This window comes from Amycolatopsis sp. NPDC104587 (assembly GCF_055583645.1).
The window spans coordinates 50,769-63,491 of the sequence record NZ_JBVJNO010000021.1 but is presented as its reverse complement, the minus strand read 5'-3'; the positions used below and the strand labels follow the sequence as shown (position 1 = coordinate 63,491).

General features: G+C 69.7%; 13 protein-coding genes. 9 read left to right on the top strand and 4 right to left on the bottom strand.

What is annotated here, in order from left to right:
• Window positions 1-14: 14 nt before the first annotated feature.
• Both ACZ61C_RS43810 and ACZ61C_RS43805 read left to right on the top strand, forming a co-directional pair.
• Window positions 15-1,247 (top strand): FAD-dependent monooxygenase, encoded by a 1,233-nt coding sequence (locus ACZ61C_RS43810; protein ID WP_465313878.1) that lies wholly within the window; start codon window positions 15-17, stop codon window positions 1,245-1,247.
• Between the two features lie 85 nt (window positions 1,248-1,332).
• Complete coding sequence (locus tag ACZ61C_RS43805; RefSeq protein WP_465313877.1) at window positions 1,333-2,391, top strand: hypothetical protein; 1,059 nt, start codon at window positions 1,333-1,335, stop codon at window positions 2,389-2,391.
• Window positions 2,392-2,473: 82 nt separating this feature from the next.
• Here the strand turns inward: ACZ61C_RS43805 and ACZ61C_RS43800 are convergent, their stop codons facing one another.
• Together ACZ61C_RS43800 and ACZ61C_RS43795 are read right to left on the bottom strand one after the other, a co-directional pair.
• Window positions 2,474-2,908, bottom strand: coding sequence for a DUF5655 domain-containing protein (locus tag ACZ61C_RS43800; RefSeq protein ID WP_465313876.1), 435 nt, complete (start codon window positions 2,906-2,908; stop codon window positions 2,474-2,476).
• Entirely contained in the window at window positions 2,905-3,381 is a 477-nt protein-coding gene (locus tag ACZ61C_RS43795; RefSeq protein ID WP_465313875.1) for a MarR family winged helix-turn-helix transcriptional regulator, read from the bottom strand. The genes ACZ61C_RS43800 and ACZ61C_RS43795 overlap by 4 nt, the downstream gene beginning before the upstream one ends.
• Window positions 3,382-3,600: 219 nt before the next feature.
• Here ACZ61C_RS43795 and ACZ61C_RS43790 point away from each other — a divergent pair, with 219 nt between their 5' ends.
• Entirely contained in the window at window positions 3,601-4,257 is a 657-nt protein-coding gene (locus tag ACZ61C_RS43790) for a DUF4142 domain-containing protein (protein WP_465313874.1), read from the top strand.
• On the opposite strand, the gene ACZ61C_RS43785 is transcribed toward ACZ61C_RS43790, so the two are convergent.
• The gene (locus ACZ61C_RS43785) at window positions 4,227-4,799 is read right to left on the bottom strand and encodes a TetR/AcrR family transcriptional regulator (protein ID WP_465313873.1); all 573 of its coding nucleotides are present in this window, start codon (window positions 4,797-4,799) and stop codon (window positions 4,227-4,229) included. The two genes, ACZ61C_RS43790 and ACZ61C_RS43785, sit on opposite strands and share 31 nt — an antisense overlap.
• Window positions 4,800-4,891: 92 nt before the next feature.
• Here ACZ61C_RS43785 and ACZ61C_RS43780 point away from each other — a divergent pair, with 92 nt between their 5' ends.
• The gene (locus tag ACZ61C_RS43780) at window positions 4,892-6,046 is read left to right on the top strand and encodes an FAD-dependent oxidoreductase (RefSeq protein ID WP_465313872.1); all 1,155 of its coding nucleotides are present in this window, start codon (window positions 4,892-4,894) and stop codon (window positions 6,044-6,046) included.
• Window positions 6,047-6,061: 15 nt separating this feature from the next.
• Here ACZ61C_RS43780 and ACZ61C_RS43775 read toward each other — a convergent pair whose 3' ends face one another.
• Complete coding sequence (locus ACZ61C_RS43775; protein ID WP_465313871.1) at window positions 6,062-7,864, bottom strand: sigma-54-dependent Fis family transcriptional regulator; 1,803 nt, start codon at window positions 7,862-7,864, stop codon at window positions 6,062-6,064.
• Window positions 7,865-8,033: 169 nt separating this feature from the next.
• Between ACZ61C_RS43775 and ACZ61C_RS43770 the strand changes: the two genes are divergently transcribed.
• From ACZ61C_RS43770 to mimD, 5 genes are all read left to right on the top strand, one after another.
• Entirely contained in the window at window positions 8,034-8,282 is a 249-nt protein-coding gene (locus ACZ61C_RS43770; protein WP_465313870.1) for a hypothetical protein, read from the top strand.
• A 105-nt stretch (window positions 8,283-8,387) separates the two neighbouring features.
• Window positions 8,388-10,040, top strand: a complete 1,653-nt coding sequence (locus ACZ61C_RS43765; RefSeq protein WP_465313869.1) for a ferritin family protein — start codon at window positions 8,388-8,390, stop codon at window positions 10,038-10,040.
• Between the two features lie 85 nt (window positions 10,041-10,125).
• Entirely contained in the window at window positions 10,126-11,163 is a 1,038-nt protein-coding gene (locus ACZ61C_RS43760; protein ID WP_465313868.1) for an FAD-binding oxidoreductase, read from the top strand.
• Window positions 11,164-11,169: 6 nt separating this feature from the next.
• Window positions 11,170-12,339 carry a ferritin family protein gene (locus ACZ61C_RS43755; protein ID WP_465313867.1) on the top strand — a complete coding sequence of 390 codons (1,170 nt, stop codon included), beginning with the start codon at window positions 11,170-11,172 and terminating at the stop codon, window positions 12,337-12,339.
• Window positions 12,336-12,707, top strand: a complete 372-nt coding sequence (gene mimD / locus ACZ61C_RS43750; protein WP_465313866.1) for a propane 2-monooxygenase effector subunit MimD — start codon at window positions 12,336-12,338, stop codon at window positions 12,705-12,707. Before ACZ61C_RS43755 ends, mimD begins: the two co-directional genes overlap by 4 nt.
• Window positions 12,708-12,723 lie beyond the last annotated feature (16 nt).

Genomic DNA, 12,723 nt, shown 5'->3' with positions numbered 1-12,723 from the left:
CCAGAGTTCGTGGCATGACGAAGAACATCCTGATCTCCGGGGCCAGCGTCGCCGGCCCCGCCCTCGCCTTCTGGCTGCACCGCCACGGCTTCCGCGCCACCGTCGTCGAGCGGGCCCCGAGCCTGCGCGAAGGCGGTTACAAGGTCGACATCCGCGGGGTCGCCGTGGACGTCGTGCGCCGGATGGGCCTGCTGGAGCAGGTGCACGCGGCGAGCACCGACATGCAGGGCGCCGCGTTCGTGAACAAGCGCGGCAAGGAGCTCGCGACGCTCGACGCCGACACGTTCGGCTTCCGCCACGGCGACGACACCGAGATCCTGCGCGGCGACCTCGCGAAGATCCTCTACGCCGCGACCCGCGACGACACCGAGTACGTCTTCGGCGACTGGGTCACCGGCCTCGACGAGCGCGCGGACGGCGTCCACGTGACCTTCGCCCACGGCGCGCCGCGCCGGTTCGACCTGGTGGTCGGCGCGGACGGCCTGCACTCCGGCGTCCGCGCGCTGGCGTTCGGCCCGGAGGAGGACTTCCTGCGCCGGTTCGACGCCTACATCTCGATCTCGACCGTGCCCAACAGTTTTGCTCTCGACCGCTGGGAGCTGCTGCACTCGGCGGCGCCGGGCAAGATGGTCAACGTCTACAGCACCGCCCGCGCCGACGACGCGAAGGCCGCGTTCTGGTTCTCCGCGCCCCCGCTGTCCTACGACCGCCGTGACGTCGAGGGCCAGAAGGACCTCGTGGCCGGCCGGTTCGCCGGGCTGGGCTGGGCGATTCCGGAGCTGCTCGAAGCCATGCGCTCGGCGGGCGACTTCTACTTCGACCCGGTCTGCCAGATCGTCATGGACCACCTGTCGACCGGCCGCGTGACCCTGCTGGGCGACGCGGGCTACTGCGCGTCCCCGGCCTCGGGCCAGGGCACGAGCCTGGCGTTGGTGGGGGCGTACGTCTTGGCGGGGGAGCTGGCGGCGTCGGACGACTTCGCGACGGCGTTGTCCCGGTACGAGACGGAGATGCGGCCGTACATCGAGAAGAACCAGGCGCTGGCGAAGGCGGCGCTGCGCGGGATCATCCCGCAGTCCCGGGCGTTCGCGTGGTTCAACACCCGGATGATCAAGCTGATGCCCTACCTCCCGGGGCGCAACCGGGTGCTGGAGCAGATGTCCCGCCCGATTCGGGAAGCGGCGAATGCTGTGGTTTTGAAGGACTACGCACCGGTATTCCGGTGCACCGTGCACGATATTCGATGATCGTTGTAACGGCGCTCGAGGTAGTGGCGAGTAACAACTTTGCCATACCCTGTTCGCCGAACTTTCGAGAAAGCTGGATGATCCGATGGACGAGATCTTCCTCTCCGATCTTGCGCCCGTGGTCGAGGCCGCCAACGGCCGAACCCAACGATTGATAGATCTGATCGCGCCGAAAATTCACGTCGACTGGACTTCCGGGCGGACGGAGGTCGACCAGCGCGATTCGATCGCCGGATCGATCCGGGAGCTGACCGGTTCGCCGGCTTCCGACGAGATCGCGGACAGGTTCCTGGCCACCGTCGACGACGGCTTCGCCGTGCGGCCGTTCGGGCCGGGCCCCGACGACCCGGGCTTCCGCGCCATCCCGTGGCGGTCCCTCTCGCACGCCTACTCGGTGGAGACCATGGGGCTGCCCGACTGGGAGTGGCTCGGGATCCACGAGGGTGCTTCCGCGCGGGAGGTCCGGGCGGCGTTGGAAGCTTTTCCGGCTCGTCCCGACTACGTGCTGTCCGAAGAACACGTCGCGATGCTGACCGACTCGGCGGCGTTCTCGCTGCCGCTGCTGCGGATCCGGCCCGAGTTCCCGCCGCGTCCGTCCGGGTTCACCCCGCTCCTGCGGTTCGCCGAGGACGGTGTCCCCCTGGACCGCATCGTGCTCAGGCAGCGGCCGGAGAACGGCGGGGGTGGCGACGGCGGCGACAAGAAGCCGCCACCGCCGGCGCCGGGTCCGGACTACGCGAAGCTCGCCGAACAGATCTGGACCTTCGTCAAGGAAGTGGGGGAATGTCTCGCCCACGGTCAATGGTCGATCCAGTGGGCGTGGATCTATCCTCTCGGTGTCCGGGTCTGCCTGGATGCCGCTTGTGCGGAAAAGATCTCCGCGGCGCTCAAGGGGCTGCTCGGAACGGCCGCGGGAAATCTGCTTGCCGTGATCGGGACGCTGATCGCGAAAGGTCTTCTGACGTGGGCGGGCCTTCTTTCCGCATTGGGCTGGCTCGGGTTGGCGATTCTCCATTTCGCGGCGTACTGGACGGTGATGATCGCGTTGAACGCGACCCCGCGAGGGGTCTGCATCGTGCATCTTTTCCCGTGGAACTCGGCCCTCAGCGCGGGGCTGATCAACGGCTGGGCGGAAGGGCGGTGACCGCGGCCTGGAGCGCCGCGCGCACCCGCTGAGGGGGAAGCCGTCGCCGGGGCGCGCCGGCGTCCCGGCGGTAGCGGGTGGATCAGGCGATCTCGAACGCGACCGTCAGCCACTCGCGCACGTCGTCGTCCACATCGGACACCGTGCGCAGGATCAGCTTGTGTCCCACGCGGGGGCCGCTCGCCCAGCTCGCCGGGGCGATCCGCGCCGTCTCCAGCGGGTGGGGCAGCCACAGATACACCAGGACGTCGCGTGAGCGCGGGCGCAGCTCGGCCAGCTTCCGGTCGCGCTTGAGGAACACCCCCACCTTGACGGCGTCCTCGTGGACGTCGCCCAGGGTGCGCAGGTGCGTGACGACCGCGTCGTAGACCTCGCGCTGCCAGGGGGCGCGGCCGGCGAACGTCTCGTCGACCGTGCAGCCCGGGACGCACGTGTGGCCCTGGCCGGCGCGCGCGAACTCGCGGTCGCACTGCGGGCACGTCCAGCGGGTCGGCATGCCGTCCAGGATGGCACTCACAGCGGGACGGGGCCGAGCGCGGGGATCGTCGCCGCCGCCTGGACCAGGCGCCGGGCCGCCGTGGCCGCCGTCTTCCGCTGACCAGGGGGCAGGCGGTCCAGCAGCTCGCCCAGCGCCGCGTGCCGCCGGTCGAGGATCCGCGTCACCAGCTCACGCCCGGTCGTGGTGACCTCCAGGGTCACGACGCTCCGGTTGCGCGCGTCGCGGCCGCGGACCACGTACCCGAGCGCCTCCAGCCGGTCGGCCAGCCGGGTCACCGACGACGCGTTCACGCCCGTCGCCGCCGCCAGCCGCGAGCTCGGGACCCGGCCGAGGCGGTCGAGGATGAGCAGCAGCCGCGTCTGCGGGAACGACACCTCCGGCGGCGCCGCGTGCGCGCACTCCCACGCGATGCCGACCAGGACCAGGGTGAGGCCGTCCAGGGCTTCGACATCCGGGTCGGCGGCCGGGGACGCGGTTTCGAGGGTTTGCATGACGCAATACTTGCCAACCGCAAGAGTATCGGTCAAGATGGGCCGCCCCGGCGCTCACCGGGCCGTCCGGCCGGATCGGCTGCCCTTTCTTGTGCCTCCACTGTGGACTGCGGGAAACCGTTGGCACGCAACAGAAATAATCCAGATTTTGGTGAACTCCGTCGCGACGGGAGCCGTAGTACCCGGCACACGCCCAGGACCCGGACCGTGCTGGTCGTGGTGGCCACGCTCGCCGTGGTCGCCGCGGGCTCGGTCCTGGTGCTGAAGGCCAGTGCCCAAACCGCCCCCGGGTCGACGCAGGCGCAGGTCCCGGCCTACGGGCACACCATGGCGGGGATGCAGGCGGGCCCGGTCGCGGCAGCGAACGTCGCCGGCGCCGGGCCGGTCACCGAGCTGGACAAGACGTTCCTGGTCAAGGTCCGCCAGGCGGGCCTGTGGGAGATGCCCGCCGGCGACCTCGCGCAGTCCCACGCCGGCAGTGACGCGGTGAAACGCGCCGGGCTGCACCTGCTGGACGGGCACTTTCACCTCGACCAGCTCGTCCGCGAGGACGCGAAGATGCTCGGCGTCACGCCGCCCGACCTGGCCGGCGCCGAGCAGCAGGGCTGGGTCCGGCAGCTGACCGCCGCCCAGGGGCTCGAGTTCGACAAGCTGTTCGTGAAACCTGCTGCGCGCCTCGCACGGCAAGATCTTCGCGACCATCGCCGAGGTCCGCGCCGGCACGCAGAACGACGTCATCCGCCGGCACGCGACGCAGGCGAACCAGACGGTGCTCGACCACATGAACGTCACGGAGGACACCGGCCTGGTCGACCCGCAGACGATCGCCGACGTCGCCGCGGCGGTCAACCCGCCGAAGTGACCCCCGACAGGTAGCGCTGCACGGTCGGCGCGATCTCGGCGACGATCTCCGCCGGGGTCAGTGCCACCACCGGGGGCAGGCGCAGCACGTACCGCGTGAGCGCCAGGCCGAACAGCTGGCTCACGATCAGGCCCGCGCGGCGCGGTGCGTCGGCCGGGTTGCCGAACCGCAGGACCGCGGGGGTGACCTGGCCGGCGAACACGTCGCGGATCTTCTCGACGACGGCGTCGTCCGCGACGGCGGAGCGCAGCAGCGTCAGCAGGATCTCGTCGGTCGGCGGCTGCTCCCACAGCACGAGGAACTGCCGGGTCAGCAGCTCACCGACCGTGTCCGGGTCGGCCGCGGCCAGGTCCGGCAGGTCGAGCTCGACGTCGACGGCCGCGGCGAACAGGCCGTCCTTGCTGCCGTAGTAGCGCATCACCATCGACGGGTCGATGTCCGCGTCGGCGGCGATCGCGCGGATCGTCGCGCGGCGGAAGCCGTCGGCGGCGAACCGGCGGCGCGCGGCCTCCAGGATGGTCGCCCGGGTGGCGTCTGAACGGCGGGGGGAGCTCATGTCAACAAGTGTAGGCCAACACTTGTTGACAAGCCAGGCCGAGGGTGCTTACGTGGATGCCAACAGTTGTTGGCAACTTCGGAGGAGCCGTCATGTCCCTGCCCGCCCGCACCGATGTCCTGGTCGTCGGCGGTGGCCCCGCCGGGCTCACCGCCGCGATCGCCCTCGCCGACGCCGGCGTCGACTTCGTGCTGCTCGACCGCCAGGCCGAGGGCGCGAACACCTCACGGGCCTGCGTGATCCACGCCCGGACCCTGGAGGTGCTGGCAGAGCTCGGCGTCACCGAACGGCTGAAGGAGCTGGGTGTCGTCGTCCCGACGTTCACCGTCCGCGACGGCGCCACCGTGCTCGCCCGGATCGGGTTCGGCGACCTGCCCACCGAGCACCCGTACACGCTGATGGTGCCGCAGGACCGGACCGAAGCGGTGCTGCTCGAGCGGCTGCGCGAAGCCGGCGGCGACGTGCACCGCCCGTACGAGGTCACCGCGGTCGAGGGCGACGACACGGGCGTCACGGTCACGACGACCGGCGCCGCCGTGCGCGCGAAGTACGTCATCGGCGCCGACGGCATGCACAGCACCGTGCGCGAGCAGGCGGGCATCGGCTTCACCGGGGCGAGCTACGCCGAGTCGTTCGTGCTGGCCGACGTCCGGATGGGCTGGCCGCTTGAGCGCGACGAGGTCAGCCTGCACCTCTCGCCGGAAGGGGTCACGGTGGTCGCCCCGCTGCCCGGCGGCGACGACCACTACCGGGTGGTCGCGACGGTCGCCGAGGCCCCCGAACACCCCGGGACCGCCGACATCCAGTCCATTGTGGACAAGCGCGGGCCGGAGGGCGCTCGCAGCCGGGTCACCGAGGTCGTCTGGAGCTCGCGGTTCCGGGTGCACCACCGGGTGGCCGACCACTACCGCGCGGGCCGGGTCCTGCTGGCCGGCGACGCCGCTCACGTGCACAGCCCGGCGGGCGGGCAGGGCATGAACACCGGCATCCAGGACGCCGTGGTGCTCGGCCGGCTGCTGGCCAGGGTGGCCGCGGGCGAGCCGGACGCGCTCCTGGACACCTACGAGACGACCCGCCGCCCCGTCGCGACCGGCGTCGTGGCGTTCACCGACCGCATGACCCGGATGGCGACCCTGCGGCCCCGCCCGGCGCGCCTGCTGCGCAACACCGTGCTGAAGGCGGCGTTCTCGCTGCCGCCGGTGCGGGGGAAGCTCGCCCACCAGCTGGCGGAGCTGGACGCGCGCTGAAGCTCGGAGCCGGCGTCAGCGGGTCGGCGGCACGATCCCGTACTCGTGGATCTTGCGGTAGATCGTCGCCCGCGAGATGCCGAGCAGCTTGGCCGCCCGCACCTTGTTCCCGTCCGCGTCTTCGAGGCACCGGACGATGGCGTCCCGCTCGATCGACTCGAAGCGGTTCAGCGGCCGCCGCGTCACGGCGTGGAACTCCGCGGGGAGGTCGCCCGGGCGGATGGTGCCGGCCCGGCGGCGCTGGGCCACCTTGCGCAGCACCTGGTAGAGCTGCCCGGTGTTGCCCGGCCACTCCGCCCGCATCAGCAGGTGCAGCGCCGCGGCCGAACACGTCAGCCGGCCGCCGTAGCCCAGCTTGCTCAGCGCCAGCGGCACCAGCTCGGCCAGGTCCTCGATGTGGTGGCGCAGCGGTGGCACGAGCACCGTCCGCGGGAACGACTTCAGCAGCTCGGCCAGCCTCGGTTCGGTCTCGGCCTCCGGCACCAGCGTCGCGACGACCCAGGGCGCGTCGGGCCGCTCCCGCAGTTCGCGCAGCACCGTCGCCAGCCCGTTCGCCGCCGGCGCCGGCAGGCGGTCGGCGTGGCGCACCACCAGCGTGCGGATCGGGGTTTCGGCGTGTTCGCGCAGCAGCGAGCCCGCCCAGTCGGGGCCCGTCGCCGTCGCCGCGTCGACGGTGAGCAGCCGGTCCGCCGGGTGGTGGCGCTGGTGCAGGCCCTTCGCGAGGGTGAGCTTGCCGGTGCCCGGCTCACCCTCGAGCGCGACCCACTCGCCGCGCTGGTGGCCGGTGTCGAGGTCGTGCCCGCAGCGCAGCCACAGCGGCGCCGAGCCGACGACGCCCGGCAGGTACATCGGCAGCATCGGCGTCGACGCCGCGATCGTGTCCTCCGCCTCGATCAGCTTGACCGACAGCACACCACCCGCGGTGTCGGTCTCGCGCTGGCCGGGGACGCGGCGGCAGAACACCCGCACCCGCAGGCCGCTGGAGAGGGCGAGCGTGGCCGACGTCCGGCGGCCGTCGGCCAGCGCCTCGGTCGCGTGACTGAGCAGCACCGACTGGTCGGCCGGGTCGAGCAGCTGCCGGGCCCGGTCGTTCATCATCACGATGTCCTCGTTGAACGCGAGCACGATGCCGGTCCAGCGGCGGCAGGTCTGCAGGTAGGCCTGGAAGAGGATCATCTCCCGCAGGTCGCTGTGGCGCAGCAGGGCCTGCCGGATCTGCTCGGCGGTCGAGCGGGCCAGCGCGATGAGCAGGCCGCCCGCGTCCTTGTACCAGCAGGTGAGGTCGACGGCGCCGATCTTCTTGCCGGAGATCGGGTGGTGGATCGGGACGCCGGCGCAGGCGAGGTTCTCCAGGTGCTCGGCGTAGTGCTCGTGACCGAACACCGTCGTCGCGCGGCCGTCCTCCAGCGCGGTGCCGATGCCGTTGGTGCCGACGGACTGCTCGCCGTAGCTGAACCCGGGCACCAGCTCGACGCGCTCGAGGTGCCGGCGCAGGTCGGCGTCACCGGTCCGCTGGGTGAGCACCACGCCACTGGCGTCGGTGAGGATGAGGCTGATCGGCTGGCCGTCGAACTGCTCGCCCAGCTTGTGGAGCACCGGTTCGGCGCCGCGCATCAGCGGGATGTCGAGGTTCTGGTCACCGTGGAACAGCGGGTCGATCCGCTCGGCCTGCACCTGGAACTCCTGCGACCGCCGCCAGGAGGCGAGGATCGTCTGCCGGACTGTTCCGGGGGGCACCGGTTCGGCGGTCAGGAAACGCACCCGGGTGCGGGCGAGCTCGTCGTCGGCGAGCAGGGTTCCGGGCGCGATGTCGTCCACGCGTGACCTCCATTTTCCCGCGGCCCACGTGGGTGCGGGCACACCCGTTGTGCCGCCCGTCCAGCCTAGAGCGCGTTGCGCCGCGGCGGTGTCTCAAATTGAGACGGCCGGGGCGCGCCGTCGGCGGTCGGATGGACCCGGAAGAGACCGCTGACCAGGAGGAGGGCTCATGGCCGCCGATGCCGCGGAGACCTACAACCCGTGGACGATCGTCAACCTGGTTTTCACGCATCTGGCCGAACAGGGGCTGCACCCGGTGTTCGGCGGGGAGGGACATCCGGGTGAGCCGGCCGCGGCGCTGCTGCGCGCGCTCGGGATCACCCCGACCGTGGAAGGGGACGCGCGCGTGCGGAACGGCGTGCAAAACGAGCTGGCCGAATTGCGCGCCCGCATGCTCGGTGCGGACGAAACGCCCTGAGCAGCGGTTCTGTCTCAGATTGAGACCCGCGTCACTCGTGGCCGCCCCTTGAATGGTGAACGCAGGACGTCCGCCCCGACGGCGAGCGACGGACAAGGAGTCTCCATGAGTCGCCAGAGTGTGGCGAAAGCCCACCAGAAGATCCAAGAACTGTCGTGGGAGCCGGCGTACCACACCCCGGTTTCGCACTACGGGACCGACTACACCTTCCAGAAGGCCAAGAAGAAGGACCCGCTGAAGCAGGTCCTCCGGTCCTACTTCCCGATGCAGGAAGAAAAGGACCACCGGGTCTACGGCGCCGAAGACGGCGCGATCCGCGGCAACATGTTCCGGCAGGTGCAGGAACGCTGGCTGGAATGGCAGAAGCTGTTCCTGTCGATCATCCCGCTGCCGGAGATCTCGGCCGCGCGGGCGATGCCGCTGCTGTTCCGCACGGTGCCCAACCCGGAGCTGCACAACGGCCAGGCGATCCAGATGATCGACGAGGTCCGGCACTCGACGATCCAGCAGAACCTCAAGCGCCTGTACATGCAGAACTACATCGACCCGGCGGGCTTCAACTCGAGCCTGCGCAACTTCCAGAACGACTACTGCGGCACGATCGGCCGTCAGTTCGCCGAAGGGTTCATCACCGGTGACGCCATCACCGCGGCGAGCATCTACCTGACGATCGTGGCGGAGACGGCGTTCACCAACACGCTGTTCGTCGCCATGCCGGCCGAAGCCGCCGCGAACGGCGACTACCTGCTGCCGACGGTGTTCCACTCGGTGCAGTCCGACGAGTCCCGGCACATCAGCAACGGCTACGCGACGCTGCTGATGGCGTTGTCGGACGAGAGCAACCACCAGCTGCTCGAACGCGACCTGCGGTACGCGTGGTGGAACAACCACGCCGTCGTCGACGCCGCGATCGGCACGTTCATCGAGTACGGCACCAAGGACCGCCGCAAGGACCGCGAGTCCTACGCGGAGATGTGGCGCCGCTGGATCTACGACGACTACTACCGGTCCTACCTCGTCCCGCTCGAGAAGTACGGGCTCGTGATCCCGCACGACCTCATCGAAGAGGCGTGGAACCGGATCTGGAACAAGGGCTACGTGCACGAGGTCGCGCAGTTCTTCGCCACCGGGTGGCTCGCCAACTACTGGCGCATCGACCCGATGACGGACGAGGACTTCGAGTGGTTCGAGTACAAGTACCCCGGGTGGTACGACAAGTACGGCAAGTGGTGGGAGAACTACGCCCGCCTCGCGACGCCGAACGGGCACCACCCGATCGTCGCCGAAGACGTCGACTACGTGTACCCGCACCGGTGCTGGACCTGCATGGTCCCGTGCCTGATCCGCGAGGACATGGTGGTCGACGAGGTCGACGGCCAGCACCGCACGTACTGCTCGGAGACGTGCCGCTGGACCGACGCCGAGGCGTTCCGGCCCACCTACCAGGGCCGCAACACCCCGAACATGGGCAAGCTGGTCGGTGCCCGCGAGTGGGAGACGCTCTACCACGGCTGGAACTGGGCCGACGTCGTCACCGACATGGGCTTCGTGCGTGACGACGGCAAGACCATGGTCGCGCAGCCGCACCTGGACCTCGACCCCAAGAAGATGTGGACGCTCGACCACCTGCGCCGGATGCCGGAGGTGCAGTCGCCGAACGTGCTGCTGAACCAGATGTCCGCCGACGAGCGGGCCGCGTTCGTGGCCGACTACAACCGCCAGGGCCCGGCCGGGCGCCCGGCGCCGCAAAAGGCCTGACACGACCGACGAGGGCGGCACTTTCACGTGAAAGTGCCGCCCCCAGGTGGGCACTTTCACGTGAAAGTGCCGGAATGGGGCTGGGATGGCGGAAAAGCACCGCGTCCGGTTCGAACCGGTCGGGATCGAGATCGACGTCGCCGAGGACACCACGATCCTGCGCGCCGCCGCCGAGCAGGGCGTCATGCTCATGCACGGCTGCAAGGAAGGGCAGTGCGCGGCCTGCAAGTCGTTCATCCTCGACGGCGAAGACGTCGAACACGACCGCTATTCGACCTTCGCGCTTCCGGACTACGAAAAGGAGGAAGGCTTCACGCTGCTGTGCCGGGCCCACGCCTACGAAGACCTCACGATCGAGCTGCTCAACTACGACGAGGAGATGATCCAGTCCGGCCTGCCGATCCAGGAGGCCGAAGTGGAGGTCGTCGCGAACGACCACGTCACGCACGACCTGCGTCACCTCGTCGTCAAGCTCACCGACCCGGACCAGTCGCTGAAGTTCTTTCCCGGGCAGTACCTGGACTTCGCGATCCCGGACTCCGAGGAGACCCGGTCGTTTTCCATGGCCAACACCTCGGCGCGTGACGGGCTCCTGGAGTTCGTCATCAAGATCTACCCCGACGGGCTGTTCTCCCGGTTCCTGGACACCGATGTCGCGGTCGGCGACCGGCTCCGGGTGACCGGCCCGTTCGGGGTGTTCACCCTCCGGGACAACCCGGGCAAGGACCTGGTCTTCGTCGGCGGCGGGGCCGGGATGGCGCCGATCCTGTCGCTGCTGCGGTCCATGGCCGAGCGCGGCATCGACCGGAAGGCGACCTACTACTACGGCGCCCGCCGCGAGGCGGACCTCTGCTTCCACGCGGAACTGCGGGAGCTCGAGGAGAAACTGCCGAACTTCCGTTACGTCCCAGCGCTTTCCGAACCGGGTGACGACGCCTGGGACGGCGAGACCGGCCTGATCACCGACGTCCTGCGCCAGGCCGGCCTCGACCTGACCGGAGCCGACGCCTACGTCTGCGGTCCGCCGCCGATGGTGGAGGCCGCGCTGGAACTGCTGCCCGCGCTCGGCGTCGCCGAAAAGCGCGTCTTCTACGACAAGTTCACCACCACGGGCGAAGGGTAAAAACCCATGACAGCCACTTCCGAACGCAGTGTGCCGAAGCCGACGTTCACCGACGCCGAAGCGGGCGCCAAGGTCTTCCCGGACTCGGACGCCCGCCGGTACAACTACTTCACCCCGGCCAAGCGCAAGCAGAGCCACTACGAGGACGTCACGGTCGAGGTCCAGCCCGACCCGCGGCACTACCTGTCCCAGGGCTGGCTCTACGCCTTCGCCGACGGCAAGGGCGGCTACCCGCTGGAGTGGACCGCGCTGAAGGCGTGGGGCTCGGACCGGCCGGTGCCCGAGCGCAGCCCCGGCTCCGGTGGCAAGGGCTACGACTGGCCCGCCCACGGCTGGCACGAGTTCCGCGACCCCAACGAGGAGTGGGAGCTCACCCTCTACCGGTACAACGCGAACGTGGTGCGCCAGCTCAACCAGAACATCGACGCGGCGCGGCAGGCCAAGGCGTTCGAGCAATGGAACCCGAACTGGGTCGACTTCGTCGCCAAGCACGTCGGCGCCTGGATGCACGTCGACCACGGCCTCGGCCTCTACCTGTACGCCAACGCCAACCGGCGCGCCCCGACGAACATGCACAACAACGCGATCTCGGTGAACAGCATGCACCGGATCCGCGCGGCACAGGACCTGGCCCTGTACAACCTGACGCTCACCGAAGAGGTCGACGGCTTCGACGGCAGCGCCCACCTGACGACCTGGGCCGAGGACCCGGCCTGGCAGGGCGTGCGGGAGACCGCCGAGCAGCTGACCGGGATCTGGGACTGGTGCGAGGCGATCTTCGCCGCGAACATCGTCTTCGAGCCCCTCGTCGGCGAGCTGTTCCGCAGCAACCTGGTGCAGCAGGCCGCGCCGGCGAACGGCGACTTCGTCACCCCGACGCTGATCGGCGCCGAGGAGTTCGACTTCTCGGAACGCGACCTCCGCTACACGAAGGCGATGTTCCACCTCCTGATCAACGACAAGGAGTTCGCCGGGCACAACCAGGCGCTGCTGCAGAAGTGGCTGGAGGAGTGGGTGCCGAAGAGCATCGCCGCCGCCCGGGCCCTGCAGCCGCTGTGGTCGCAGCCCGACGCCAAGCCGATCCGGTTCGAGGACGGTCTCGACCGGGCGAAGAGCCGGTTCGCCGGAATCCTGTCCGAATTGGGCCTCAAAGCACCGGAGGAGCTGAGCCAGTGACTGTCTTCAAGACCGCGGAAAGCCCGTACAAGACGAACAACACCGCGTCCAACATGTGCGGCTTCACGCTGATGAACAACCAGGTCGGCGCGATCATCGCGGAAGTCATGGCGAGCAAGGACAACGTGACCGTGACGCCGTTGCCTTCGATGATCCGCGTCGACGCGCAGGGCCGGACGGACCTCGTCTACGCCGAGGTCGACGAGGCCGCCGGCGAGGAAGAGGGCTGGTTCAACGCGGCCGAGTTCGAGGAGAGCATGTCCACCCACTACGGGCGGATGATCCACGAAGACGACCGCACGATCATGTTCGCCAACCCCGAGGACGCGGCCGAGTACCTCGACTTCGACCTCAAGCCCATCAAGTAACCAGAGCAGCAAGCAA